Source organism: Actinoplanes sp. NPDC049681 (assembly GCF_044465265.1).
Lineage (GTDB): Bacteria > Actinomycetota > Actinomycetes > Mycobacteriales > Micromonosporaceae > Actinoplanes.
Genome location: NZ_JBITLP010000005.1, coordinates 1 through 24,946, shown reverse-complemented (window position 1 = coordinate 24,946; position 24,946 = coordinate 1). Strand labels below are relative to the sequence as shown.

19 protein-coding genes are annotated in these 24,946 nt (G+C 72.3%); 13 read left to right on the top strand and 6 right to left on the bottom strand.

Annotation, left to right across the window (positions count from 1 at the left end; translation table 11 throughout):
* Positions 1 to 85: 85 nt before the first annotated feature.
* The gene (locus ACIBO8_RS18380) at positions 86 to 871 is read right to left on the bottom strand and encodes an LLM class F420-dependent oxidoreductase (protein ID WP_396116428.1); all 786 of its coding nucleotides are present in this window, start codon (positions 869 to 871) and stop codon (positions 86 to 88) included.
* 108 nt (positions 872 to 979) lie between these two features.
* Here ACIBO8_RS18380 and ACIBO8_RS18375 point away from each other — a divergent pair, with 108 nt between their 5' ends.
* The 4 genes from ACIBO8_RS18375 (at position 980) to ACIBO8_RS18360 (ending at position 7,350) form a co-directional block, all read left to right on the top strand.
* A complete protein-coding gene (locus ACIBO8_RS18375; RefSeq protein ID WP_396116427.1) occupies positions 980 to 1,975 on the top strand; it encodes an alpha/beta hydrolase family protein in 996 nt (331 codons plus the stop codon).
* 28 nt (positions 1,976 to 2,003) lie between these two features.
* Positions 2,004 to 2,657, top strand: coding sequence for a 5,6-dimethylbenzimidazole synthase (gene bluB, locus ACIBO8_RS18370; RefSeq protein ID WP_396116426.1), 654 nt, complete (start codon positions 2,004 to 2,006; stop codon positions 2,655 to 2,657).
* Positions 2,658 to 2,667: 10 nt separating this feature from the next.
* A complete protein-coding gene (locus ACIBO8_RS18365; protein WP_396116425.1) occupies positions 2,668 to 4,812 on the top strand; it encodes a transglycosylase domain-containing protein in 2,145 nt (714 codons plus the stop codon).
* 189 nt (positions 4,813 to 5,001) lie between these two features.
* A complete protein-coding gene (locus ACIBO8_RS18360; RefSeq protein WP_396116424.1) occupies positions 5,002 to 7,350 on the top strand; it encodes a beta-glucosidase in 2,349 nt (782 codons plus the stop codon).
* Positions 7,351 to 7,354: 4 nt separating this feature from the next.
* Here ACIBO8_RS18360 and ACIBO8_RS18355 read toward each other — a convergent pair whose 3' ends face one another.
* Positions 7,355 to 8,998, bottom strand: a complete 1,644-nt coding sequence (locus tag ACIBO8_RS18355) for a hypothetical protein (RefSeq protein ID WP_396116423.1) — start codon at positions 8,996 to 8,998, stop codon at positions 7,355 to 7,357.
* Positions 8,999 to 9,379: 381 nt separating this feature from the next.
* Between ACIBO8_RS18355 and ACIBO8_RS18350 the strand changes: the two genes are divergently transcribed.
* On the top strand, positions 9,380 to 10,420 hold the full coding sequence (locus ACIBO8_RS18350; RefSeq protein ID WP_396116422.1) for a hypothetical protein: 1,041 nt from the start codon (positions 9,380 to 9,382) through the stop codon (positions 10,418 to 10,420).
* Between the two features lie 21 nt (positions 10,421 to 10,441).
* On the opposite strand, the gene ACIBO8_RS18345 is transcribed toward ACIBO8_RS18350, so the two are convergent.
* A complete protein-coding gene (locus tag ACIBO8_RS18345; protein WP_396116421.1) occupies positions 10,442 to 11,452 on the bottom strand; it encodes a LacI family DNA-binding transcriptional regulator in 1,011 nt (336 codons plus the stop codon).
* A gap of 122 nt (positions 11,453 to 11,574) precedes the next feature.
* On the opposite strand from ACIBO8_RS18345, the gene ACIBO8_RS18340 reads away from it, so the two are divergent.
* Positions 11,575 to 13,581, top strand: a complete 2,007-nt coding sequence (locus ACIBO8_RS18340) for a neutral/alkaline ceramidase (protein ID WP_396116420.1) — start codon at positions 11,575 to 11,577, stop codon at positions 13,579 to 13,581.
* Positions 13,582 to 13,694: 113 nt separating this feature from the next.
* Entirely contained in the window at positions 13,695 to 15,467 is a 1,773-nt protein-coding gene (locus ACIBO8_RS18335) for a LamG-like jellyroll fold domain-containing protein (RefSeq protein WP_396116419.1), read from the top strand.
* Positions 15,468 to 15,519: 52 nt separating this feature from the next.
* Here ACIBO8_RS18335 and ACIBO8_RS18330 read toward each other — a convergent pair whose 3' ends face one another.
* Both ACIBO8_RS18330 and ACIBO8_RS18325 read right to left on the bottom strand, forming a co-directional pair.
* Positions 15,520 to 16,941 (bottom strand): DHA2 family efflux MFS transporter permease subunit, encoded by a 1,422-nt coding sequence (locus tag ACIBO8_RS18330; protein WP_396116418.1) that lies wholly within the window; start codon positions 16,939 to 16,941, stop codon positions 15,520 to 15,522.
* Positions 16,942 to 17,072: 131 nt separating this feature from the next.
* Entirely contained in the window at positions 17,073 to 17,903 is an 831-nt protein-coding gene (locus ACIBO8_RS18325) for a hypothetical protein (protein ID WP_396116417.1), read from the bottom strand.
* A gap of 208 nt (positions 17,904 to 18,111) precedes the next feature.
* Here ACIBO8_RS18325 and ACIBO8_RS18320 point away from each other — a divergent pair, with 208 nt between their 5' ends.
* A complete protein-coding gene (locus ACIBO8_RS18320) occupies positions 18,112 to 18,645 on the top strand; it encodes a TetR/AcrR family transcriptional regulator (protein ID WP_396116416.1) in 534 nt (177 codons plus the stop codon).
* A gap of 1 nt (position 18,646) precedes the next feature.
* Here the strand turns inward: ACIBO8_RS18320 and folP are convergent, their stop codons facing one another.
* Positions 18,647 to 19,531 (bottom strand): dihydropteroate synthase, encoded by an 885-nt coding sequence (gene folP, locus ACIBO8_RS18315; protein ID WP_396116415.1) that lies wholly within the window; start codon positions 19,529 to 19,531, stop codon positions 18,647 to 18,649.
* Between the two features lie 162 nt (positions 19,532 to 19,693).
* On the opposite strand from folP, the gene ACIBO8_RS18310 reads away from it, so the two are divergent.
* The 5 genes from ACIBO8_RS18310 to ACIBO8_RS18290 all read left to right on the top strand — a co-directional run.
* Entirely contained in the window at positions 19,694 to 21,313 is a 1,620-nt protein-coding gene (locus ACIBO8_RS18310) for an ABC transporter transmembrane domain-containing protein (protein ID WP_396117091.1), read from the top strand.
* On the top strand, positions 21,310 to 23,043 hold the full coding sequence (locus tag ACIBO8_RS18305) for an ABC transporter ATP-binding protein (protein WP_396116414.1): 1,734 nt from the start codon (positions 21,310 to 21,312) through the stop codon (positions 23,041 to 23,043). The genes ACIBO8_RS18310 and ACIBO8_RS18305 overlap by 4 nt, the downstream gene beginning before the upstream one ends.
* A gap of 202 nt (positions 23,044 to 23,245) precedes the next feature.
* Entirely contained in the window at positions 23,246 to 24,181 is a 936-nt protein-coding gene (locus ACIBO8_RS18300; RefSeq protein WP_396116413.1) for a hypothetical protein, read from the top strand.
* Entirely contained in the window at positions 24,178 to 24,600 is a 423-nt protein-coding gene (locus ACIBO8_RS18295; protein ID WP_396116412.1) for a phage holin family protein, read from the top strand. Before ACIBO8_RS18300 ends, ACIBO8_RS18295 begins: the two co-directional genes overlap by 4 nt.
* Positions 24,576 to 24,946, top strand: a 371-nt coding sequence (locus ACIBO8_RS18290; protein ID WP_396116411.1) for a DUF3618 domain-containing protein, incomplete at its 3' end; no start/stop codon positions are given. The genes ACIBO8_RS18295 and ACIBO8_RS18290, both read left to right, overlap by 25 nt.

Genomic DNA, 24,946 nt, shown 5'->3' with positions numbered 1-24,946 from the left:
GGGGTGGGCCTTTGTTTGGTACCCCCAAATTTTGTTGGCCCCGGGGGGGCCGGGCCCCGGCCGGCTGGGGCACGGCCGCGAGCGGTCAGGCGTTCTGCTCGTCGCGCCAGGCCAGCCAATCGCGCAGCGGCCCGAGGTCCGGCTTCGGGCCGCCGGCGCCCACCGTGAACAGCGAGACACCCTGCTCGCGCAGCGCCGCCGCGGCGCTCACCGCGTCGTCGCCGGAGGGCAGCCCGCCGGAGATCTCGATCTCCGAGAAGTCCCGGCCCACGTCGGCGCAGTGCTGCCGCAGCACGCCCAGCTTGTGCGCCACGGTCGCGGCGTCGCCGAAGCTGTGCCAGATGTCGGCGTGCTCGGCGACGAGCCGCAACGTCTTCTTCTCCCCGCCGCCGCCGATGAGCGTGGGGATCTTGCGGGTCGGCGGCGGGTTCAGCTTGCCGAGTCGCGCCTCGATCCGCGGCAGGGCCGCCGCGAGGTCGTTCAGGCGGCCGCCGGCGGTGCCGAACTCGTAGCCGTACTCCTGGTAGTCCTTCTCGAACCAGCCGGAGCCGATGCCGAGGATGAGCCGGCCGTCGCTGATGTGATCGACGGTCCGGGCCATGTCGGCGAGCAGGTCCGGGTTGCGGTAGCTGTTGCAGGTCACGAGGGCGCCGATCTCCACCCGCGAGGTCGCCTCGGCCCAGGCGCCCAGCATCGTCCAGCACTCGAAGTGCAGGCCGTCGGGGGCGCCGTAGAGCGGGTAGAAGTGGTCCCAGTTGAAGAGGACGTCGACGCCGAGCTCCTCCGCCTCGGCGGCGGTACGCCGGATCGTCGCGTAATCGGCGTGCTGCGGCTGCAGCTGCAGCGCGATCCTCACAGGCCTGTTCGTCATGAACCGGAGCATATTCCGGATACGGGGGGCGACCGGCGTGACCCGATGTGATCTACGGCTCGCCCCATTCCCAAGGTCATCACAGGTACGCCCCGCACACTGGTCACCATGCGTAGACGGACACTGCTGCTCGGGCTGGCCGGCGCCGCCGGGGCCGGAAGCCTGGCCGCCTGCACGGCCGACACCGGCGTCGGCATGTCCGGGGCGACGAGCGCCTCCGCCTCGGCCGCGCCGATCCTCGCCTCGACCACCGCGTCGTCGCTGGCGCCGCGGGCCGTCGCGACGCCGTACACGCCGCCGGTCGGCACCGCGCCCGCGGCGGCGTATCCGGTGGGCCGCCGGACGCTGCAGCTCAGCCGGGGCGACCGGGCCCTGCCGACGACGGTCTGGTATCCGGCGGCGGGCACCGCGCCGGGCGGCGAGCCGGCCCCCGGCCAGGACGCGCCGGCGGCGGGCGGGCGTTTCCCGCTGGTGCTGTTCAGCCACGGGCTGACCGCTCAGCCGGGCGACTACGAGGACATGCTGGCGCGCTGGGCGCAGGCCGGCCTGGTGGTCGCCGGTCCCACGTACCCGAAGACCTCCTACGGTGTGCCGGACCTCGACCCGCAGGACATCGTCAACCAGCCCGCCGACGCCTCCCACGTGATCGACCAGTTGCTGACCCAGGGCGGCCCGGCCGGCGCGATGATCGACCCGGACCGGCTGGCCGCGGCCGGGCACTCGGCGGGCGGGATCACCACGGTCGGGCTGTTCAGCGCGCGGCGGGACGAGCGGCTCAAGGCCGGCGTGGTGCTCGCCGGTACGGACTTCCAGGGCATGCCGTTCACCGGGCCCGCCGCCGCGATGCTGTTCGTGCACGGGCGCAAGGACGAGACGGTGACGTACCGGGCCGGGCACGCCGTCTTCTCGGCCGTGCCGTGGTCGCGCGCGATGCTCTCGGTCACCAAGGGTGGCCACGTCACCGGCAGTGGCGACTTCGAGGCCACGACCCGGACCTCGGCGGAGTTCCTGCGCTGGGCGCTGCACGGCGACACGACCGCGAAGGCCCGCCTGCCGCAGGCGGCTGCGACCGGCGGGGTGGCGACGTTCGAGAATCAGCTCTGACCCCTCGAGCCGATCACCGGGAGCCGTTGTGCACGACCTGTACGAGACCATCCACCGCCGCCGCGACGTCCGTGGCGAGTTCACCGGCGACCCGATCCCGGCCGAGGTGCTGCACCGGCTGCTCACCGCGGCCCACGCCGCGCCCAGCGTCGGGATGTCGCAGCCGTGGGACTTCGTCCTGATCCGCGATCCCGGGGTGCGCCGGCGGTTCCGCGACCACGTCGAGCACGAGCGCCGGGTCTTCGCCGCGCAGCTCGACGGCGAGGCGGCGGAGCGGTTCGCGCGCATCAAGATCGATGGTGTGATGGAGTCCACTCTTTCGGTGGTCGTGACGTACGACGCGGACCGGGGCGGCCCCGCGGTGCTGGGCCGGCATGCGATCGCCGACGCGGGCCTGTACTCGGTGTGCCTGGCGATCCAGAACCTGTGGCTGGCCGCCACCGCGGAGGGGCTGGGCGTGGGCTGGGTCTCCTTCTACCGGGAGGACTATCTGCGCAGCCTGCTGGGCATACCGCAGGGCGTGCGCCCGGTGGCGTGGCTGTGCCTGGGCCCGGTCACGCATCTGGAGCGCGTACCAGACCTGGAACGGCACGGGTGGCGGCGGCGACGCCCCCTTGATGACGTTCTGCACGCAGACAAATGGGGCAACCCTCGAGAGGCGGTGCTGGATCCCCGTGGCTAACGTGGGCCGGGTGAGTTTCTGGACCCGAAAACGCGATCGCTCGTTCTTTGCCAACACCGGATCTCTGGTGATCTGCGGACTGCTCGCCGGGGTGGTGGTCGCGGCGGCCTCCTTCCCGGCCGTCGCGATGTCCGGGCTGGCGGCGAAGGCGGGTTCGCGCGGGTTCGCCGAGCTGCCCACCGAGCTCGAACACCAGTCCGCACCCCAGGTCACGCGGATCTTCGCCTCCGACGGCAAGACCCAGATCGCGGTCATGTACGACGAGTTCCGCAGCGACGTGCCGCTGAAGGACATCTCCAAGAACATGCAGAACGCGATCGTCGCCGCCGAGGACCACCAGTTCTACGAGCACAACGGCGTCGACCTCAAGGGCGTGGCCCGCGCGTTCGTCAACAACAAGAACGGCGGGGCCAAGCAGGGCGCCTCGACGCTCACCATGCAGGCCGTGCGGATGATGCTGGCCTACTCGGCGAAGACGCCGCAGGAGGCGATCGACGCCACCAAGGACACGCCCGAGCGCAAGCTCAGCGAGATGAAGTACGCCCTGCAGCTGGAGAAGGAGCTGACCAAGCAGCAGATCCTCGAGCGCTACCTGAACATGGCCCCGTTCGGCAACGGCGCCTACGGTGTCTACGCCGGCAGCCAGGTGTACTTCGGCAAGAAGCCCAAGGACCTGACGGTCGCCGAGGCCGCGCTGCTGGCGGGCATGGTGAAGGCGCCGACCTCGTTCGACCCGACCACGCCCTCCGGCTACCCGCAGGCGCTCGACCGGCGCAACTACATCATCGACAACATGGTCGACCTGAAGTACATCAGCCCGGAGGAGGGCACCAAGGCCAAGGCGGCCAAGCTCGGGCGCACCACCAACCGCCCGGGTAACGGCTGCGTGTCGGTGGCGAAGAACAACTGGGGCTTCTTCTGCGACTACTTCTACCGCTGGTGGCTGAGCCAGAAGGAGTTCGGCGAGACCACGTACGACCGTGAGCGCCAGCTCAAGAGCGGCGGCTACCGCGTGGTGACCTCGCTGGACGTCGATGCACAGGCTGCCGCCCGCAAGGAGATCACCCGGCGCATCAACGACACCAACCGCAACGCGTTGCTGCTGGCCGGGATCGAGCCGGGTACCGGCCGGGTCCGCACGCTGGCGGCGAACCGCAAGTTCAAGCTGGACAACCCCGAGCATCCGAAGAACAGGCTGAACTCCAACCCGGAACTGGCGGCCAAGGGCATCCGCGGCACGTATCCGTACACCACGAACCCGATCATCACCGGCGGCGGCGACATCGTCGGCTACCAGGCGGGCTCGGTGTTCAAGATGCTGACCATGGTGGCGGCGCTGGAGAACGGCTTCGGGCTGGATCACCAGATCACGTCGGGGTCCACGTACAAGTCCGGGTACATCATCGATCCGAGCTCGGACGCGGCCTGCCCGGGCACCCACTTCTACTGCCCGTCGAACGCGTCGAAGGACGAGCAGGGCACCTTCAACATGTGGACCGGCTTCGGCAAGTCGGTGAACACGTACTTCGTGCCGCTGCAGGAGCAGGTCGGTGCCGAGAAGGTGGTGGACGTCGCGAAGCGGTTCGGCGTGCAGTTCCGGGCGAAGTCCGACGCCGACATGGCGAACAACCCGGACGCGGCCCATCAGTGGGGCGCCTTCACGCTGGGCGTCTCCGCCTCCACGCCGCTGGACATCGCCAACGCGTACGCGACGCTGGCCGGCGACGGCATGTACTGCAAGCCGACGCCGATCCAGCGCATCACCTCGGCCGACGGCACCAAGGTGAAGGCCGGCCAGCCGGAGTGCACCCGGGCCACGAGCAAGGACGTGGCGCGCAAGGCGCTCGACGCGGCCCGCTGCCCGGTCGGCGACCACGCCCAGCTGGGCAACTGCGGCGGAGCCACCGAGCCGGACGCGCACCCGGCGGTGGGTCACCCGATCTTCGGCAAGACCGGTACGACCGACGCCGACAAGACCGCGGCGCTGGTGGTCGGCACCCAGTCGCTGGTCATCGCCGGCTATCTGGTGAACCCGGACTGGGCGGGCCACTACGACCGGATGTCGCACGGCATCGTCAACCCGGCGGTCTACGAGACGATGGCCGACTTCATGGAGGGCAAGCCCCAGGAGGAGTTCAAGAAACCCGGGGAGTGACCTCCGGCAGCCACCGGATCCCGCCGTCTCGCAGGCCGAGGCGGCGGGATCTTTTTGCCGCTCGATACTCCGGAAGTTTCGGATGGGTAATGGCCGGGGCCGGGCGCCTTGCGTGGGGTTCACGCGGCCGGGCAGACTGCAAAAGCCGACCGGGATATTTCCGCAACTTCCGGCGAGGCAGGAGGAGCCATGGCCGTGCTGGACCCGGTCGACCGGCACCGATGGACCGACACCGCCCTCTCTGCCGCCGAGCGGGCCGACGCCCTGCTCGCGGCGCTCAGCCTGGAGGAGAAGATCGCCCAGCTCGGCAGCGTGTGGGAGGGCCTGGCCGTGGAGGCCACCGGCGACGTCGCGCCCATGCAGGAGATCTTCGCGGCCGGGTCCCGCCCGTTCGACGAGGCCGTACGGCACGGCATCGGCCACCTCACCCGGGTCTTCGGCACCCGCCCGGTCACCGCCCGGCAGGGGCGCGAGCGCGTCGCCGGGCTGCAGCGCCGGGTCACGGCGGGCAGCCGCTTCGGCATCCCGGCGATCGTGCACGAGGAGTGCCTCACCGGATTCACCACGCTGGGCGCGACGGTGTACCCGACCTCGCTCGCCTGGGCCGCCACCTTCGATCCCGCGCTGGTCGAGCGGATGGCGCGCGCCATCGCCGCCGACATGCGCTCGGCCGGCGTGCATCAGGGTCTGTCACCCGTGCTCGACGTCGTCCGGGACTACCGGTGGGGACGGGTCGAGGAGACGATGGGGGAGGACCCGTACCTGGTGGCGGCGCTGGGGACCGCGTACGTGCGCGGCCTCGAGGACGAGGGGGTCGTGGCCACCCTCAAGCACTTCGCCGGCTACTCCGCCTCCCGGGCTGCCCGCAACCACGCGCCGGTGCCCATGGGCCCGCGCGAGCTGCGCGAGATCATCCTGCCCCCGTTCGAGGCGGCCGTCCGTGCCGGCCGGGCCCGCTCGGTGATGAACTCGTACGCGGAGATCGACGGCCTTCCGGCCGGCGCCGACCCCGATCTGCTCACCGTCGTCCTGCGCGACGAGTGGGGCTTCGAGGGCGTGGTCGTCTCCGACTACTGGTCGGTGCCGTTCCTGCAGACCATGCACCGCGTCGCGGCGTCACCCGCGGAGGCCGGCGCGCTCGCCCTGGCCGCCGGCATCGACGTCGAGCTGCCCGACACCATCGGCTACGGCGCCGGCCTGGTGGCCCTGGTGCGGGCGGGCCGCGTACCCGAGGAGCTGGTGGACCGGGCCGCCCGCCGCGTGCTGCGGCAGAAGGCAGAGCTGGGCCTGCTGGATCCGGACTGGACGCCGGAAGGATCGGTCGCCGCGGGGGCGGGAATCGATCTCGACCCGCCGGGCAACCGCGAGATCGCCCGGGAGCTGGCCGAGGCCTCGATCGTGCTGCTCGCCGACGACGCCGGGGTGCTGCCGCTCGGCGCCGGCGCCCGCCCCCGCCGGATCGCGGTGGTCGGCCCGTGCGCCGACGACCCGCAGGCGTTCATGGGCTGCTACTCCTACCCCAACCACGTCCTCGGCGACTTCCCCGAGTACAGCATGGGCGTGGCGGCCGACTCCCTCTGGACGGCGCTGCACGCCGAGCTGCCCGGCGACCGGTTCACCCTCGAGCGGGGCTGCCCGATCCGCGACGAGGACCGCTCGGGCTTCCCCGCGGCGGTCGCCGCCGCGGCGGCCGCCGACGTCTGCATCGCGGTGGTCGGCGACCGGGCCGGCCTGTTCGGCCGCGGCACCTCCGGCGAGGGCTGCGACGTCCCCGACCTCTCCCTGCCGGGCGTGCAGGGCGAGCTGCTGGGCACGCTGCTGGACACCGGTACGCCGGTGATCGTGGTGGTCGTGTCCGGCCGCCCGTACGCGCTGGGCGGCTACGAGCGCGCCGCCGCGATGATCCAGGCGTTCATGCCGGGCGAGGAGGGCGGCGCGGCCCTCGCGGGCGTCCTCTCCGGCCGGGTCAACCCCGCCGGCAGGCTCCCCGTCCAGATCCCCCGGCTACCGGGCGGCGCGCCGGGCACGTACCTGCAGCCTCCGCTGGGCGCGAACAGCCAGGGCGTCAGCAACGTCGATCCGACGCCGATGTTCGGCTTCGGCCACGGGCGTTCGTACACCTCGTACGCGTACGACGACCTCACGCTGAGTGCCGCGGAGCTGCCGACCGACGGCACGCTGACGGTGTCGGTCCGGGTCCGCAACACCGGCGCGCGCGACGGCGCCGAGGTGGTCCAGCTGTACCTGCACGACGTCCAGGCGGAGGTCACCCGGCCGCTGCGCCAGCTCGCCGGCTTCGCCCGGGTGCCGCTGGCCGCCGGCGCGGCGGCCCGCGTGGTGTTCACACTGCACGCCGACCGCACCGCCTTCGTCGGGCGGGACCTGCGTCGGGTGGTGGACCCGGGCGAGCTGGAGGTCCATGTCGGACGGTCCGTCACGGACCTGCCCTGCCGCGCCACGGTGCGGCTCACGGGGGAACGGCGGGTGGCCGGCCCGGACCGGGTGCTGCACACACCCGTCGTCGTCGAACCGTGGTGATCCGCTACCCCGCGGCCAGGCGCTGACCGTAGTTGTCGAGGTAGAAGTCCGTGTAGCGCAGCATCCGCCCGTTCCAGCTCGTCTTCGGCGTGAGCCCGGCCGAGGTGGCGGTGAAGGTCTGGATCAAGCCGGACGCCACCGGGTCCGGATCACCGCTGATCTTCTCGCCCGGCGCGGCGACCACCGCGTCCCAGCCGCCCCGGCCGTCCAGGTTCAGCAGCCCCAGGACGTCGCCGAAACGGTCACCCTTCTCGGCGGCGCCCGGCACCCCGCCGGAATCCTGGTTCCAGACCTGCGCGCCGGTGCCGGTCAGGCCGGACGCCGACCCGCGCAGCAGCACGGCGGCCCCCGCGTCCCGATGGCTGCCGAGGTCCTCGCCCGGTACACCCACGAGCAGGTCGGCCCGCCCGTCGCCGGTGACGTCGCCGGCCGCGATGCTGTCGCCGAAGCGGTCCTCGGCCTCGTCGGCGCCCGGCACTCCGGCGGTGTTCTGCGAGAGCATCTTCACGCCCGACGTCGACAGGTCCCCTGCGCGCCCCGCCAGGCTGATCACCGCGCCGCTCGCCAGGAGGCCGTCGGCGGCCTGGGCGGCCGACATGCCCACCAGCACCTCCCCGTACCCGTCGCCGTTCGTGTCGCCGACGGCCAGGGCCTCGCCCAGACCGTTGAGGATCACGCCGTCGCGGTGCAGCGCCAGGGCGGCGCTGTGCCCGGTGACGGTGGTGGCGCCGGACTGCAGGACGCCGGAGGCGGCGCCCCGCATCAGTGTGACCGCCCCGTTGCCGGGGTAGTCGCTCGCGTTCTCGCCGACCGTCCCGATGACCAGGTCGGCGTACCGGTCCTTGTCGACCTTGCCGATGGCCAGCGCGTAGCCGAACTGGTCCCGGGCCTCGGCGCCGCCGGGCACCGCCGGCTGGTCCTGGTCGAGCCGGACGGCGCCCGTGGTGCGGATCCCCGTGGTGCCGCCGAGCAGGACGAGCACCGAACCGGCCTGCTGCCTGCCGTTGATCTTCTTCCACGGTGCACCGACGGCGAGATCGTCCCGCCCGTCGCCGCTGAGGTCGCCGGTCGCGAGCGCCCCGCCGAAGTAGTCGTCGGCCGCCGAGGCGCCCGGGACGCCGGCCGTGCTCTGGTCGATGTGGATCGCCCGGTCCAAGGACAGACCCTCGGATCCGCCGGGCAGGATCCAGATGCCGCCGGCCCGCACCGAGCCCGCCCGCGGATCGGGCTCGCACGGCGCGCCGATCACCAGGTCGTCGTACTTGTCGCCGTTGAAGTTGCCGGAGGCCAGGGTGTAACCGAAGCCGCAGCCTTCCGGGTCGTCGGTGAAGTGATCGGTGTACGGCACCGAGGAGTAGCGGACCGTGACGATTCCCGAGCTCTGGTGGTCGGAGCTCCACTCCATCTTCGTGACGTACGCCTGACCGGCGACATCGTCGACGCCGTCGCCGTCGAAGTCCGCGTGCGTGGCGCCGGTCCCGGTGACCCGGGTCTTCGGCGTCGCGACGCGGTCCCGCTGCACGACGTGCCCGTCCAGGGTGATCGTGCTCGTCTCGGCGGCGACCGCCGCCGACGCGCCGGGCGCCGTCGCCGGCAGCACGCCCGCGAGCAGCACCGCACCCAGCACCATAATGATCTTGCGCCGCACCCCGGCCTCCCCGTCGATCGATCCGGGCGGAGTGTACTTGCCCTCCCGCGAGGTCTGGGGGTACGTCGCGGACGAAGGTCGCCAGCACCAGCACCAACAGCGGGACGGCCAGGCTCCTCAGAACAGCGAGTTGGTCCAGCCCAGGAAGCGCTGCCCGCTGCCGCGCACGTCACGATCACGGTGTCGGGGAAGTAGCGGGCGACGTCCGACCGAAGCAGGTGCTCTGATCGGCAGAGCCGGTTCCGGAAGTTCCGGTCGGCGTGCGGCGCCGACCGAAGGTGTCCGCCGGTCGCCACCCGCGCGTCGTCCAGTGGACATGTACACGCCGTACCCGATCTTTTAGGTTGACCGCGATCTATCTCTTCGAACGCGGGAGAACCTATGTCCGTCACGGGCAGGATCGCGACCGTGCTGGCCGCCGTACTCGTCTCCGCGGGGCTCGTCAGCCCGGCGCCGGCGCATGCGGCGGTCAGCCGGGCCCAGCTGGCGCTGCGCTGGGCCCCCATCCACTATCAGGACGTCGACGCCACCGGCAGCCACTCGCTGGGCGGGAAGTCCGACTACCTCACCCGGGTCGACTACGACGGCGACCTGAACGGGCGCAACAACTGGGACGACGCCGGGCGGTCCGATGTGTCCTTCGCGGCGCACGTGTACTACTCGGTCGTGGAGACCGGCAGCCACTGGTTCATCACGTACTTCTTCTTCCACCCGCGGGACTGGATCGACCACCCGTTCTTCGAGAGCGAGCACGAGAACGACGGCGAGGGCGTCACGCTCGCGATCGAGAAGAACGGTACGGACTACGGGGTGCTGCGCGGGGCGGTCACCGTGGCGCACACGAACTTCTACTCGTACACCCCGGCCGGGAGCACCTGGACCACCGGCCGGGAGACCGTCGACGGGACGCTGCAGATGCAGTCCTCGCCGCACGACTCGTTCCAGCACCCCGTGACGGCGCAGGAGCGGGGCGGGCACGGCCTGAAGGCGTACCCGCAATACAAGATCAACGGCGACGGCATCGTGTACTACCCGTCGACCACGGCGGAGACGCCCAGCTCGGCCGACGACCGCGACGTCCGGTACGCCCTCGTCGACATCTTCGCCGCCGGTGGCCTGTGGGCCGAGCGTGGCAACAGCAGCCTCTTCGCCAACCTCGGCACCTTCGCCGGGGACACCTCCGGCGACTGCGGCGTCGGCACCTTCTCGTGCGGTACGAACTCCGCCAACGCGCCGTGGGGCTGGGACGACGGCGACGACCTGCCCGGCCGCGGGGAGATCGCCACGGATCCGGCGAAGCTGTCCGCGGAGTACTTCACCGTGCCCGGGACGCTGTCGCGTTCGTACACGTACAACCCGTACTCGAGTGCGGCGGCGGCGCTGAAGGAAGCCGCCCGGACCGCACCGCGCGTCGTCGACTGACGCGGCTGCCCGCGCCCCGGTTCAGGAGTTGACGGCCGGGGCGCGCGGCGGGGCGGTGCTGTCGCGGACGACGAGCTCGGTGGCCAGCTCCACCCGGGGCGTCTCGATCTCCTGGCCCTGGGCCAGGCGCAGCGTCGTCCGCGCGGCCAGCCCGCCCATCTCGGCAAGCGGCTGGCGCACCGTGGTCAGCGGGGGAGAGGCCCAGCGCGCCTCCGGCAGGTCGTCGAAGCCGACCACGCTCAGGTCGCCGGGGACGCGCAGGCCGCGGTGCCGGGCGGCCTCGTACACGCCGAGGGCCATGGTGTCGCTGGAGGCGAAGATGGCGGTGGGCGGGTCGGGGAGGTCCAGCAGCGAACGGCCGCAGGCGAAGCCCGACTCGTACATGAAATCGCCCTGCCGGATGAGGGACTCGTCGACCGTCTCGAGGCCGGTGCGGTATCCGTCGAGCCGGGCCCGGCTGCAGATGAGGTTTCTCGGGCCGGCGATGAAGCCGATCCGCCGGTGCCCCAGCGACGTCAGGTGCTGGGTCGCGGAGAGGCCGCCGGCCCAGTTGGTGGCGCCGACGGTCGGGATGTCCAGCGGGGCGCCGCCGGCCGGGTCGATCACCACCACCGGGATGTTGAGCCGTTGCAGCTCGGCGTAGACGGGTGTGGTCAGGTCGGAGGTCACGAAGATGACGCCGTCGGACTGGCGGGCGTAGAGGTTCTGCAGCCATTGCCGGGTCGCCGTCGAGCGCCGGTGCACCGCGGAGACGACCGTGCCCACGCCGGCGGCGTGCATGACGTCCTCCACGCCGCGGATCAGCTCGACCGCCCACGGGCTGTCCAGGTCGTTGAACACCAGGTCGACCAGGGCCGCCTTGCCGGTCTGCTGGCGTGAGGCGCGGCGGCGGTAGCCGTGCTCCTTGAGGAGGTTCTCCACCAGTTCCCGGGTCTGCGGGGCGACGTCGGCGCGCCCGTTGAGGACGCGGGACACCGTGGGCACCGAGACCCCGGCCTCCCGGGCGATGGCGGCGATGGTCACGCGGGCCACGGACCCTCCTCGTAAGTTTCGGGGCCAAGTCCCGGAAGTATTCCACAGTCCGTGCGTTAAAACATGAATCGCATTAACATCTCGGTCTATCGATCGCCCTCGGTCTATATCCGGAGGTGCCCTTGTCCCCCAGACGCCTGCTCGCGGGCCTCGCCGCGAGCCTGCTCCTGCTTCTCCCCGCTCCCGCCTCCGCCGCCCCCTCCGGCTATCAGGTCGGGGTGGGCATCGGTGACATCACCGGTGAGGCGGCCGAGGTCGGCATGCTCGGCTACGCCGATCCCACCCAGACCACCTCCGGCATCGCCTCCCGCCAGTGGGCCCGCGCCTTCGTGGTGGCCGACGGCGCCGGCCACCACGTCGCGTTCGTCAGCGCCGAGATCGACTTCGTCACGCAGGCCGTGCAGATGGAGGTCCTGAAGCGACTGCGGGCGAAGCACGGCACCACGTACACCGACCAGAACGTCGTCCTGACCGCGACCCATACGCACTCCGGCCCCGGCGGGTTCTCGGAGTACACGATGTGGAACCTCACCACGCTGGGCTTCGAGGCGCCGGTCTTCGAGGCGATCGTGTCCGGCATCGTCCGGGCCGTCGACGCCGCGGACGCCGGTCTCGCCCCCGGCTCGGTCAAGATCGCCGAGGGTGAGCTGTCCGGCGCGAACGTCAACCGCTCGCTGCCGGCGTTCGAGAACAACCCCGCGTCCGACAAGGCGAAGTTCCCCGGCGCCGTCGACACCCACATGACGGTGCTGCGCTTCGAGCGCGGCGGCCGGCCGGTCGGCCTGCTGAGCTTCTTCGCCACCCACGGCACCTCGATGACCCCGGCCAACCACCTCATCAGCGCCGACAACAAGGGGTACGCGGCCCACCTCATCGAGGACGGCGTGCACGGCGTCGACTGGGCCCACCGCGGGGCGTTCGTCGCGGCCTTCGCGCAGACCAACGCCGGTGACATGTCGCCGAACCTGCGCAACGGCGGCGCCCAGGGCCCGACCGACGACGAGTTCGAGAACACCCGGATCATCGGCAAGCTGCAGGCCGACAAGGCCCAGCAGCTGTTCGACGGCGCGACCGAGGAGCTCACCGGGCCGATCGACGCCCGCGGGCGCTATGTGGACTTCTCCCACGTCCAGGTGTCCGGGGAGTACACCCCCGACGGCCGCGAGCACCACACGTGTCCCGGCGCGCTCGGCCAGAACTTCACCGCCGGCGCCGAAGACGGCCCCGGTCCGCCGATCGTCGACGAGGGCGACCTCAACACCAACCCGTTGCTGCTGGTCGCGGGCATCATCGTGAACCCGACGCCGGCCGACGTCCGGGCCTGCCAGGCGCCCAAGGACGTCTTCCTCGGCAGCGGCAGCCAGAACCCGCCGTGGACCCCGCAGATCATGCCGCTGCAGATCCTGCGCCTGGGCCAGCTGGCCATCACCACGGCGCCGGGCGAGTTCACGATCGTCTCCGGCCGGCGGGTACGCGACGCGGTCGCCGCCCAGCTCGGCGGCATCGCCACTCACCAGATCCTGGCCGGATACGCGAATGCCTACGCCGGCTACGTGGCCACGCCGGAGGAGTACGACCTCCAGCACTACGAGGGCGCCGCGACGCACTTCGGCCGTTACACGCAGTCCGCGTACGCCCAGGAACTGGCGAAGCTGGCCGCCGCCCTGCGCACCGGGCAGCCCACCCCCAGCGCGGTCCAGCCGCCCGCCCTGCCCCAGAACCGGATCAGCGTGCGCCCGGGCGTGGTCCTGGACTCGCCGCCGCTGGGCAAGTCCTTCGGCAGCGTCATCACCGAGCCGGCCGCCTCGTACGCCCGGGGTGCGACGGTCCGCGCGGACTTCGTGACCGGTCACCCCGACAACAACCTGCGTGACGAGGGTACGTTCCTCGAGGTGCAGCGCCAGGACGGCGGCGCGTGGACGACGGTGTCCACCGACGCGGAGTGGCAGACGATCTACCGCTGGAAGCGCGAGTACCTCGGCGTCTCCACGGCCCAGATCAGCTGGAGCGTGCCCGCCGACGCGGTGCCGGGGACGTACCGGATCGTGCACCACGGCGACGCCAAGAGCCTGACCGGGTCGATCAAGCCCTTCACCGGGACGACCCGCACCTTCACGATCACTCCCTAGGGGACAAAACTCACGGCGCTCGCGTCCTCCGGGCGCGAGCGCCGTTGACACCGGGTGTGCTTAACAACCGAAATGGCCTGAAATCCGGCACGCGAAAGTTGATCACGCTCGGCATGGCGACCGTCCTGGTCGCGGCGGGCGGTGCCGCCCTGGCCGAGGTCGTCTCCGGTACGCCCGCCGCGGCGCCCTCCTTCAACGGCCCGGTGTACGCCCTCGCCCACCGCGGAAACGTGGTCTACGTCGGCGGCTCCTTCACCGGCGCGGTCGTCGGCGGCAAGACGATCGCCCGCGCCCGGCTCGCCGCCTTCGACTCGAGCACCGGGACCCTGCTGAGCTGGAACCCGGGCGCCGACGCCACCGTACGAGCCCTCGCGGTGGACGGCACCACCGTCTTCGCCGCCGGGGACTTCGACAAGGTCGCCGGCATGTCCCGCGACGCGGTCGCCGGCATCGACGGCACCACCGGTGAGCTCACCGGCCTCAAGCACACCGTGCTGGGCCAGCCGAACGCGCTCGCCGTGGGCAACGGCCGGCTGTACGTCGGCGGCCGGCTCACCGCCGTCGACGGCGCCCCGCGGACGAACCTGGCGGCGTTCAGCACTGCGAGCGGAGCCCTGGACACCTGGGCGCCGACCACCGACGACACCGTCAACGCGCTGGCGGTCGCGGGCACCCGCGTCTACCTCGGCGGCCGCTTCCACAAGACCAACGGGATCAGCTCCACGCTGCGCCTCACCGCGGTCGACGACGTGACCGGCGTCCTCGACAAGAGCTTCCTGCCCAAGCCGGTGTCCCAGGTCTTCGCGCTCTCGACCGATGCCGACGGCGTCTACGCCGCGCTCGGCGGCCAGGGCGGCCGGGCCATCGCGTACACGTTCGGCGGCCTCGCCCGCTGGACCCGCGTCTTCGACGGCGACGCGCAGGCGATCGCGACGCTCGGCGGGACGACGTACGTCGGCGGCCACTTCGACCGGGCGTGCACGACCACCAACAACGGCACCAACGGCGTCTGCACCGACGGCTCGGTGCCGCGGGTCAAGCTCGCCGCGATCGACGGCGCCGGCAACCTGACCGAGTGGGCGCCGCAGGCCAACGGCGTGGTCGGGGTGCGTACCCTCGCCACCGACACCGCCACCGGCCTGCTCAGCGTCGGCGGCGACTTCACCACCATCGGCGGCGTCACGCAGAAGCGCTACGCCTCGTTCGGCGGGCCCACCGCGCGGACTCCGGTGCCGCCCGCGCCGCCCACGCCGTACGTGGCGTCGTACAACTTCGACTCGACGGTGCCGGACGGCACCTACGACGACGGCTCGGGTAACGGGCACCAGCTGCGGACGCGCGCGGTGAACGGTGCCACCCTCAAGACGGTCGCGCACGGCAGCGGCCAGGCCATCATGTACCCGGCGAAGTGCACGGGGACGACCTGCCCGCGGGTGGTGCTGCAGGCCGCCGACGCCCCGGACCTCAACCCCGGGGCCAAGGACCTGCGGTACGGCGCCCACGTCATGCTCTCGCCGGCGGAGACCTCGTCGGGCGAGAACATCCTGCAGAAGGGCTACTCGACCACCGGCGGGCAGTACAAGCTCCAGGTCGACGGCGCCTCCGGCAAGCCGAGCTGCGTGATGAGCGACAAGTCGTCGACGACCATCCACCTGGCCAAGAGCGGCAAGTCCATGGCCGACGGTGGCTGGCACTCCCTCGAGTGCCGGCGCGCCGGCGCCACGCTGACCATCCTGGTCGACGACCAGGTGGAGGGCTCCACCACGCTGCCCGCGGCCCTGTCCGTGGTCACGACGCAGCCGCTGAGCCTGGGCGGCAAGGGTACGGGCGTCAACAACGACCAGTTCCACGGCGGCCTCGACGACGCCTGGGTCAGCATCGGCTGAACCGGCGCACGGGTGGAGCGGCCGGGATCCGTCCCGGCCGCTCCGCCTGTTCTCACCGGGTCTTCGAGCGGCCGGGGAGGAAGATCGCCACGACCGCACCCACGGCGATCACGGCGGCGCCGACCATCACCGCCGGCACGATGCCGTCCACGAACGACTGGCCGCCGGTGTAGCCGCCGTACGAGCTGAACACCGAGGCCAGCACCGCGACCCCGACCGCCACGCCCAGCTCCCGGATGGTGTTGTTGGCGCCGGAGGCGACGCCCCGGTCCTTCTCGGAGACGCTCGCCAGCGCCATGGTGCTGATCGGCGCGAAGGTGAGTCCCATGCCGACGCCGGCCAGGGCGAAGGCGATCACCAGGTCGCCGTAGGAGACGGTGGTCGAGCTCACGAGGGCGATCCAGAGCACGCCGGTGGCGAGCAGCACCTGTCCGGCCACGATCAGGTTCCGGACGCCGGCCCGGTCGGCGAAGATCCCGGCGAGCGGCGCGACGACCATCGGCGCCATGGTCCACGGCAGCGTGCGAACCCCCGCCTCCAGCGGGCTGAGCCCCTGCACGACCTGGAAGAACTGGGCGAGCAGGAACACCGAGCCGAAGGTGCCCGCCGAGAAGGTCAGGGTGACCACCGTGACCAGCCCGAATCCTCGCGACCGGAACAGGGTCAGCGGCAGCATCGGGGTCCGGTTGCGCCACTGCCACAGCACGAAGAGCGCGATGAGTACGCCGCCCGCCGCGAGCATGCCGAGCACCCGGCCCGAGCGCCAGCCATGATCCGGCCCGTCGATGACGCCCCAGACGAGCAGCAGCATCCCCGCCGCGGAGAGCACCAGTCCCAGCGGGTCCAGCCGTGGCGCGCCGCCCCGCGACTCGCGCAGCACGACGGCGGCGAGGACGGTGGCGAGCACCCCGACGGGTACGTTCAGCCAGAAGATCCACGACCAGTGCAGCCCCTCCACGACGGCGCCGCCCACCACGGGCCCGACGGCCACCCCTAGGCCGCTGATGCCGCCCCAGATGCCGACCGCGGCGTTGCGCATCCGCTCGGGTACGGCCTGCGCGAGCAGCGTGAGGGACAGGGGAGCGACGGCGGCGCCGGCGAGTCCCTGCACGGCTCGCGCGGCGGTCAGCATCCAGGGCTCGGTGGCCAGGGCGGCGGCCGCGGACGCCAGCGTGAACACGACGATCCCGGTCAGGAACATGCGCCGCCGGCCGATCCGGTCACCCAGCGCCGCGGCGGTGAGCAGGAAGGCGGCGAAGGGCAACGTGTAGGCGTTGACGAACCACTGCAGGTCGGCCAGGGAGGCGCCGAGCTCGGTCCGGATCACGGGGAGTGCGGTGGTCACCACGAGGTTGTCGAGCGTGACCATGAAGATCGGGATGCCGACGGCGGCCAGCACGGCGGCGAGCGGTCGTGCCGGGTGCGGTCGTGCGGGAGCGGGCGGCTGCACGCTCGGCACGGTCATGGTGGTCATGGACGGGCTCCTTGTTGTTATCGAATGATAACTAGTGCGCCCGCCACGTTAGTTATCAACCGATGCCTTGGCAACCCCCGGACATGCGGAACGGGCCGGCGCTGCGATCGCCGGCCCGTTCCCGCCTCATGTCACGGCACGAGGACGTTGCGGTAGATGGCGTTGTCGGTGCCGCGGACGAACAGCTGCAGGCTGCCGCTGAACACGTCCGCGCCGGGTCCGGAAGGGGTCGCTCCGCCGCCGGGGACGGGTGCCCACCCGCTCCAGGCGCCGCTGCGCAGAACGTTGCGATAGATCGCGTTGTCGGTGCCGCGGACGAAGACGTTCAGAGCACTGGTGAAGACCACGGCCGCCGGGCCCGACGGTGTGGCACCGCCGCCGGGGACCTGGGCCCATCCGCTCCAGGTGCCGCTGCTGCTGAGGGTGTTGCGGTAGATGGCGTTGTCGGTGCCGCGTACGAGGAGGTTCAACGCGCCGCTGTACACGACGGCCGCGGGTGCCGAGGGTGTGGCGCCGCCGCCGGGGACCTGGCTCCATCCGGACCAGGTGCCGCTGCTGCTGAGGGTGTTGCGGTAGATGGCGTTGTCGGTGCCGCGTACGAGGAGGTTCAACGCGCCGTTGAAGACGACGGCCGCGGGTGCCGACGGTGTGGCGCCGCCGCCGGGGACTTGCGTCCACCCGCTCCAGTCCCCGCCGCTCAGCACGTTGCGGTAGATGGCGTTGTCCGTGCCGCGCACGAAGACGTTCTGGGTGCCGTTGTACGAGACCGCGGCGGGGCTGTCCGGCGTCGCGCCGCCCCCGGGGAGCGGGGCCCAGCCGGTCCACTGCTCGAGCGGCTCGGCCACGGCCACCGGGACGGCTGCCCTGGCCGGGGCCGGGATGCCGAGCGCGGCCAGCGCGATCAGCGCGGCACCCGCGAGCGCCGCCCTGAGGCGCCGCGTTCCGTGCTTCGAGATGGTCATCGCGTCTCCTTCGACGAAAGGTGTGCGGTGCGATGACTACCGGCGGGCCCGCCTGTGCGTCGCCTTCAATCTCGTCCGGGGACAACGGTCGGTCAAGACTCCTTTTCCTATTGAAGAATGACAATGCAGCGTCGCCTTTTCGCCATTCTTTACGGCTGCGACAGCGGTGTGTCGGTCGCGGTGTGTCATCCGCTGATAACCTGGAGGGGTGGCCCGTACCCGTCTCACCGCCGAGGAGCGGCACGAGCAGCTGCTCCGCGCGGCACTGACCGCCTTCACCACCGGTGGCTACGCCGGCACCACCACCGACCAGGTCGCCCGGATCGCCGGGGTCTCCCAGCCGTACGTCATCCGGCTGTTCGGCACCAAGCAACAGCTCTTCCTCGCCACCGTCGAGAACGCCGGCCGGCGCATCGAGGAGCGCTTCCGCCAGGCGGCCGCCGTGGAGCCCACCCTGGCCAGCCTCGGCGCGGCCTACGACGACCTGCTCGCCGAACGGGAGCTCATCACCGTGCTGCTGCACGGCTTCACCGCCAGCGCCGACCCCGCGATCGGCCCGGTGGTCCGCGACTGCTTCGGCCGTATCTACCGCACGGTGCGCGAACTGACCGGCGCCGACCAGGACGAGGCCCGCCAGTTCCTGGCCATGGGCATGCTGCTCACCTGCCTGGGCGCGATGCAGGTGGTCGGCCCCGATCCCGTGCCGCGCGAGCCCTGGATGACCGAGCTGCTGGACAAGTAGCTCAGGGCATGTTGTGCCGGGTGTACGCCGGCTCTCGGAACCCCATCATCGCCTCGGTCATCCGCACCGCCTCCACCGCCGGGCGCACGTCGTGCACGCGGACGATCCGTGCTCCTCTCAGGACGCAGAACACCACCGTCGCGAGCGTGCCGGCGAGGCGTTCCGCCTGGGGCAGGTCGAGGGTCTCGCCGATGAAGTCCTTGTTGCTCACCGCCGCCAGCAGCGGGTGGCCGATGTCCGCCACCTCGTGCAGGCGGCGGGTGATCTCGAGGGTGTGCAGGGTGTTCTTGTTGAGGTCGTGGCCCGGGTCGATGATGATCTGCTCCGGGCGTACGCCGCGGTCCTCGGCCAGCCGGACCTTCTGCCGCAGGAAGTCCGTGACCTCGGCGGTCACGTCGTCGTAGGTGGGCCCCGGGTGCGCCGTCCGCGGCGCCGCGAGGCTGTGGGTGATGACCAGGGTGGCGTCCGTGCCGGCCACCGCGTCGGCCATCTCCGGGTCGCGCAGGCCGGACGTGTCGTTGATGACGCCCGCGCCGGCCTTGATGACCTCGCGGGCCACCTCCGGGCGGAACGTGTCCACGGACACCACCGCCAGGCCCTGAGCCGCCTCGACCACCGGGAGGACCCGGTCGAGCTCCTCCGCCGCGGTGACCTCCGGGCCGGGGGCGAACGGCACGCCGCCGATGTCGATCCAGTCGGCGCCCGCCTCCGCCGCCGCGCGGACCGCCTCGGTGGCACGGTCGAGCGCGAAGGTGCGGCCGCGGTCGTGGAACGAGTCCGGGGTGCGGTTCACGATCGCCATCACCGCCACCCGCCGGGAGAAGTCGTACGCGCGCCCGCCGATGACCCGGTTGGCGCTGATCAGAGGCGGTTCGTAAAGGCTCACGCCCGGAGACTAACCCGGCGATGAGGTGCGGGAATTGGGGACTCCCGGGAATGATCGCGGCGCTCTAGGGTGCAAGGGGTGACGGAAGCAGGACTCGCGGTCGCCGACGTGCGGGGTCCGTTGCGCTACCTGTGGTGGCTGGTACGCCGGCAGAAGCGCCGGGTGGCGGTCGGTGCGCTGCTCGGGTCCTCGTGGATGGTGGGGCTGACGCTCCCGCCGTACCTTCTCTCCCAGGCCGTCGATCTCGGCCTTCGCCGGCGTGACCGGGCGGCGCTGACCGCCTGGGTCGCCGCGCTCCTGGCCGTCGGGGTGGTCAACGCGATCCTGGCCATCCTGCGCCACCGGACCATGACGAAGATCCGCCTGGACGGCGGGCTGCGCACCATCCGGACGGTGATCGCGCACGCCACCCGGCTCGGTGCGGCCCTGCCCCGGCGCATCGGCGGGGGCGAGGTGGTGACCATCGGGGTGGCCGACGTGTGGGTGCTCGCCCAGGCCCTGACCGTCACCGGGCCCGGATTCGGCGCCGCCCTCGCGTACGGCGTGGTGGCCGTGCTGTTGCTGAAGATCTCGCCGTTGCTGGCGGTCGTGGTCCTCGCGGGTGTTCCGGTGCTGGCCCTGGTGGTCGGGCCGATGCTGCGCCGGCTGCAACGCGCGGGCACCAGGTACCGGGCCCGTCAGGGCGCGCTCGCCGACCGGCTCGTCGACGTCGTCGCTGGCCTGCGCATCCTCAACGGGCTCGGCGGCAAGGAGGCGTACGCGGCCCGTTACCGCAGCGAGTCGCGCCGGGTCGTCGAGGAGGGCTACCACGTCGGCGCGGTGACGAGCTGGATCCAGGCCCTCGGCATGGGCCTGCCGGCCCTGTTCCTGGCGGTGGTGATCTGGCTGGCGGCCCGGATGGCGGCGCAGGGCACGATCACGGTGGGCGAGCTGATCGCGGTCTGGGGGTACGCCGCCGTGCTGGTCGTGCCGGCGGCCTTCGTCATCGAGGGCGGCTTCGACATCGGCCGCGCGATGGTCGCCGGCCGGCGCATCCTGGAGTTCCTGCGGCTACCGGCCGACCCCGCACCGCCCGAGCGGGGACCGGAGCGGCCCGCGGCGCTGTACGACCCCGAGTCCGGTGTGGTCGTCGCCCCCGGCCTGTTCACCGTGCTCGCCACGGCCCGGCCCGCTGATGCCGCCGCCGTCGTCGACCGCCTGGGCCGCTACGGGCTCACCGCCGCCACCTGGGGCGGCATCCCCGTCGTGCGGATCGCCGTGCGCGAGCGCGTGCTGGTCGCCGACGGCGACGCGTACCTGTTCACCGGCACGCTGGGCGAGGTGGTCGCGGGCCGGGCGGCGGTCGACGACGCCGCCGTCCGCCGGGCCCTGGCCGCCGCGGCGGCGAGCGACATCGTGGACGGCCTGCCCGGCGGGACCGCCGCCGTGCTGGACACCCAAGGCCGCAATCTCTCGGGCGGCCAGCGCCAGCGGATCCGCCTGGCCCGGGCGCTGCACGCCGACCCCGAGATCCTGCTCGCCGTGGAGCCGACCTCGGCGGTCGACGCGCACACCGAGGCGGCCGTCGCCGAACGCCTCGGCGCCGCGCGGGCCGGGCGGGCGACCCTCGTCACCACCACCTCGCCCGCGCTGCTCGAGCGCGCGGACGTGGTGCACTACCTGGTCGCGGGCCGGGTGATCGCCACCGGCACGCACCGGCATCTGCTCGCCGCGGAACCGGGATATCGCGCGCTGGTCAGCCGCGCCGCAGGGGAGGGCGTGCCGGCCGGGGCGGTCCGGTGACCGTCCTGCCCGTCGCCGGGACCGCCCACCTGCGCCGGGCGGCCGCCCGCCTGCTGCGCGTGGAACGACGCACGGTCGTCTGGATGGTGCTGCTCAACGCGTCCGCCGCGGTCGCGGCACTGGGCGGGCCCTGGCTGCTGGGCCGGATCGTCGACACGGTGGCCGCGGGCGGCGCGTCGGTCGGCGCGGTGGACCGGCTCGCCGGCGGCATCCTGGTGTGCACGCTGGCGCAGATCATCCTGGCCCGTACGGCGCTGGCGGTCGGCTACCGCTTCGGGGAGCGTACGGCGGCCCGCGTCCGGGAGGGCTTCCTCGACCGCGCCCTGGCCCTGCCCGCGTCCGTGGCGGAACGGGTGCCCACCGGCGACCTGGCCACCCGCGGCACCGCGGACGTCGGAGCGGTCGCGACCACGCTGCGCGACGCGGTGCCGGAGGTCCTCATCGCCGCCGGTCAGGCGCTGTTCGTGCTGGCCGCCGTCTTCGTCCTGGAACCGCTGCTGGGGGCGGTGGCCGTGCTCGGCCTCGCCGGGATCCCCGTCGTGACGCGCTGGTACCTGCGCCGGGCCCGGCGGGCGTACCTGGAGGAGGGTGCGGCGGCGTCGGTGCTCGCCGACGAGATGGCGGCGACGATCGCGGGTGCGCGTACCGTCGAGGCCTTCGGGTTGCAGGAACGCCGGATCGCCGTGGCCGGGCACGCGATGACCCGGGTCCGGCGCACCCGGCTGCGGACCCTCTTCCTGCGCAGCGTCCTCTTCCCGGCGGTCGACGTCTCCTATGTGCTCCCGGTGGTGGCGGTGCTGCTGATCGGCGGCGTCCTGCACGGTCAGGGACGGCTGAGCCTGGGCGCGGTCGCCGCGTCCGCACTGTACCTGCGGCAGCTCGCGGTCCCGCTCGACGCCATCCTGATCTGGCTGGAGCAGCTGCAGAGCAGCGCGGCGTCGTTCGCCCGGGTGGAGGGCCTGGCGGCGATCCCGCCGGCGGTCACGGTGCCGGGCCCGCCGCCGGCCGGGGACCGGATCGAGGTCCGCGATCTCCGGTACGCCTACGACGGAGGCCGGGACGTGCTGCGCGGCGTGGATCTGACGGTACGGCCGGGGGAGCGGCTGGCCGTCGTCGGGCCGTCCGGGGCGGGCAAGTCCACGCTGGGCCGTCTGCTCGCCGGGGTGGACCGGCCGCGCAGCGGGACGGTGACGGTGGGCGGGGTGGCGATCGCCGATCTGCCGCCGGACCTGCTGCGCCGGCAGATCGTGCTGGTGAGCCAGGAACATCACGTGTTCCGCGACGCGGTGCGCGACAACCTCACCCTGGCCGCGCCGGACGCCACCGACGAGCAGCTGCGGGCGGCGCTGGCGGTGGTCGGCGCGGATTGGGCGGACGAGCTGCCGCAGGGCCTGGACACGCCGCTGGGCGGGTCGGGCATCGCCCTCGACGGTGCCCGCGCCCAGCAGCTGGCGCTGGCCCGGGTGGTGCTCGCGGACCCCCACACGGTGGTCCTCGACGAGGCGACGGCCCTGCTCGACCCGGCCACCGCGCGGGATGCCGAACGGGCGCTGGCGGCGGTGCTGCACGACCGTACGGTGATCGCGATCGCCCACCGGCTGCAGACGGCGCACGACGCCGACCGGGTCGCGGTCATGGAGGCCGGGCGCCTGGTGGAGCTCGGCACCCACGACGACCTGATCGACGCCGGTGGTGCGTATTCGGCTCTCTGGCGGACGTGGCACGGCTGACTCGTACCGACAGTGACGCCCCTCAGCATGCCAAGCCGATGGGTGCGCTAGGAAAAGCCCCGACCGGCCTGCATACCCCATCGCAGCCGATCTATGCAGCGTGAATTCGCACCATCGGTCAACCGGAATCAGGTTCGGCGCGCGCTCCCAGCGGGTAGCGCATAGGGAACGCACCGACGGACGAACCAACTTGGAGGTAGCGATGAGTGACCCTTACACGGGCGCCCGCGCACCGGACGGCACGACGGGCTACGGCGAGGTGCCGGTGCAACCGGCGACGGAGACTTATCCGGCCACCGAGACCTACCCGGCAACGGAGACCTACCCGGCGACGGAGACCTACCCCGCGACGGGCCTCACCCCGGGCGAGACCCTGACGGCCGGCGACGACCGCGCCTTCGGTACGACGGAGAGCGATTCCCCCTCCGGCGCCAAGGAGCAGGCCAAGCAGGTCGCCGGCGAAAGCGCGCACGCCGCCGGGCAGGCCGCGAGCGAGGTGAAGGACACCGCCAAGGAGCAGGTCCAGCGGGTCGGCGCCGAGGCGAAGAGCCAGGCGCGCACCGTCGCCTCCGAGGTTCGCGACAAGGTGAGCAGCCAGGCGCGGACCCAGAACGACAAGCTCGTCGGCAGCATCCGGCAGGTCGCGGACCAGCTCGACGAGATGCGCGGCGAGCGGCAGGACTCGCCGGCCGCCACCGTGGTCTCGCGGGTCGCCGACGGCGGCCGGCAGCTGGCCGACTACCTGGACCACCACGGTCCCGAGGGCGTGCTGCGCGAGGTGCAGGACTTCGCCCGGCGTCGTCCCGGCGCCTTCCTCGCCACCGCGCTGGCCGCCGGCTTCGTCGTCGGGCGGCTGGGCAAGGGCGTGGTGAAGGCCGACGACACGGCCGGCAAGCCGCGCACGGACTCCTTCGTGTCCGGTACGGACACCGGCAGCGCGTACGGCACCGGCGGCACCTACGCCACGGGCTACGACACCACCACGGCGACCACGACGGGCGCGACCACGACCGGCACCGGCTACGCCGACCCGGCCGTCGAGACCCGCGGGTACACCGCCGGCGGCACCGAGTACGCCTCCACCGGCACGGGCACGCCCGTCGTCGTGGACGAGGAGTATCCGGGTGGCGCGCGATGACCACGCCGTACCCGGCCGAGCAGGATCGCGCCGAGGAGGTCTCGTCGACCTCCGTCGGTGAGCTGATCGGCAACATCAGCAACGACCTGTCCCAGCTGTTCCGCCAGGAGGTGGAGCTGGCCAAGGCGGAGCTCAAGCAGGAGGCCACCAAGGCCGGCAAGGCCGCCGGAATGCTCGGCGGCGCCGGATTCGCGGGCTACCTCGCGGTGGTGCTGCTCAGCTTCGCGCTGGTGTTCGCGCTGGGCAACGTGATGGACCTCGGCTGGGCCGCGCTCATCGTCGCGGTCATCTGGGGAATCATCGGCGCCGTTCTCTACGCCAACGGGCGCAAGAAGCTCAAGACCGTCGATCCCGTGCCGCACCGCACCGTCGACACGATCAAGGAGGACGCGCAATGGCTGAAGAACCCGACCGGCTGAGGCAGGAGATCGAGCAGACGCGCGCCTCGCTCACGCGTGACGTGGATCTGCTCGCCGAGAAGACAAGCCCGAGGCAGGTGGCCAAGCGCCGCTGGACCTCGGTGAAGGAGAAGGTCATGGGCACCACCTCGGGAGCCACCCATTCGGCGGCCGGCACGGTCCAGGACAAGGCGTCCCAGCTGAGCGACAAGGCGTCGGAAACGGCGTCCCAGCTCGGCGACAAGGCGTCGGACGCCGCCCACAGCGTCGCGGACACGGTCCGCGGCGCCCCGCAGGCCGTGACCCAGCAGACGCAGGGCAACCCTCTCGCCGCGGGCATCATCGCCTTCGGCGTCGGCATGCTCGC

What these genes read in the sequence shown, in the direction of transcription:
- ACIBO8_RS18295 (WP_396116412.1), top strand. Translation starts at nt 24,178, where the DNA reads ATGACCACGCCGTACCCGGCCGAGCAGGATCGCGCCGAGGAGGTCTCG.
- ACIBO8_RS18300 (WP_396116413.1), top strand. Translation starts at nt 23,246, where the DNA reads ATGAGTGACCCTTACACGGGCGCCCGCGCACCGGACGGCACGACGGGC.
- ACIBO8_RS18335 (WP_396116419.1), top strand. Translation starts at nt 13,695, where the DNA reads ATGGCGACCGTCCTGGTCGCGGCGGGCGGTGCCGCCCTGGCCGAGGTC.
- ACIBO8_RS18325 (WP_396116417.1), bottom strand. Translation starts at nt 17,903, where the DNA reads ATGACCATCTCGAAGCACGGAACGCGGCGCCTCAGGGCGGCGCTCGCG.
- ACIBO8_RS18380 (WP_396116428.1), bottom strand. Translation starts at nt 871, where the DNA reads ATGACGAACAGGCCTGTGAGGATCGCGCTGCAGCTGCAGCCGCAGCAC.
- ACIBO8_RS18375 (WP_396116427.1), top strand. Translation starts at nt 980, where the DNA reads ATGCGTAGACGGACACTGCTGCTCGGGCTGGCCGGCGCCGCCGGGGCC.
- ACIBO8_RS18360 (WP_396116424.1), top strand. Translation starts at nt 5,002, where the DNA reads ATGGCCGTGCTGGACCCGGTCGACCGGCACCGATGGACCGACACCGCC.
- ACIBO8_RS18330 (WP_396116418.1), bottom strand. Translation starts at nt 16,941, where the DNA reads ATGACCACCATGACCGTGCCGAGCGTGCAGCCGCCCGCTCCCGCACGA.
- ACIBO8_RS18350 (WP_396116422.1), top strand. Translation starts at nt 9,380, where the DNA reads ATGTCCGTCACGGGCAGGATCGCGACCGTGCTGGCCGCCGTACTCGTC.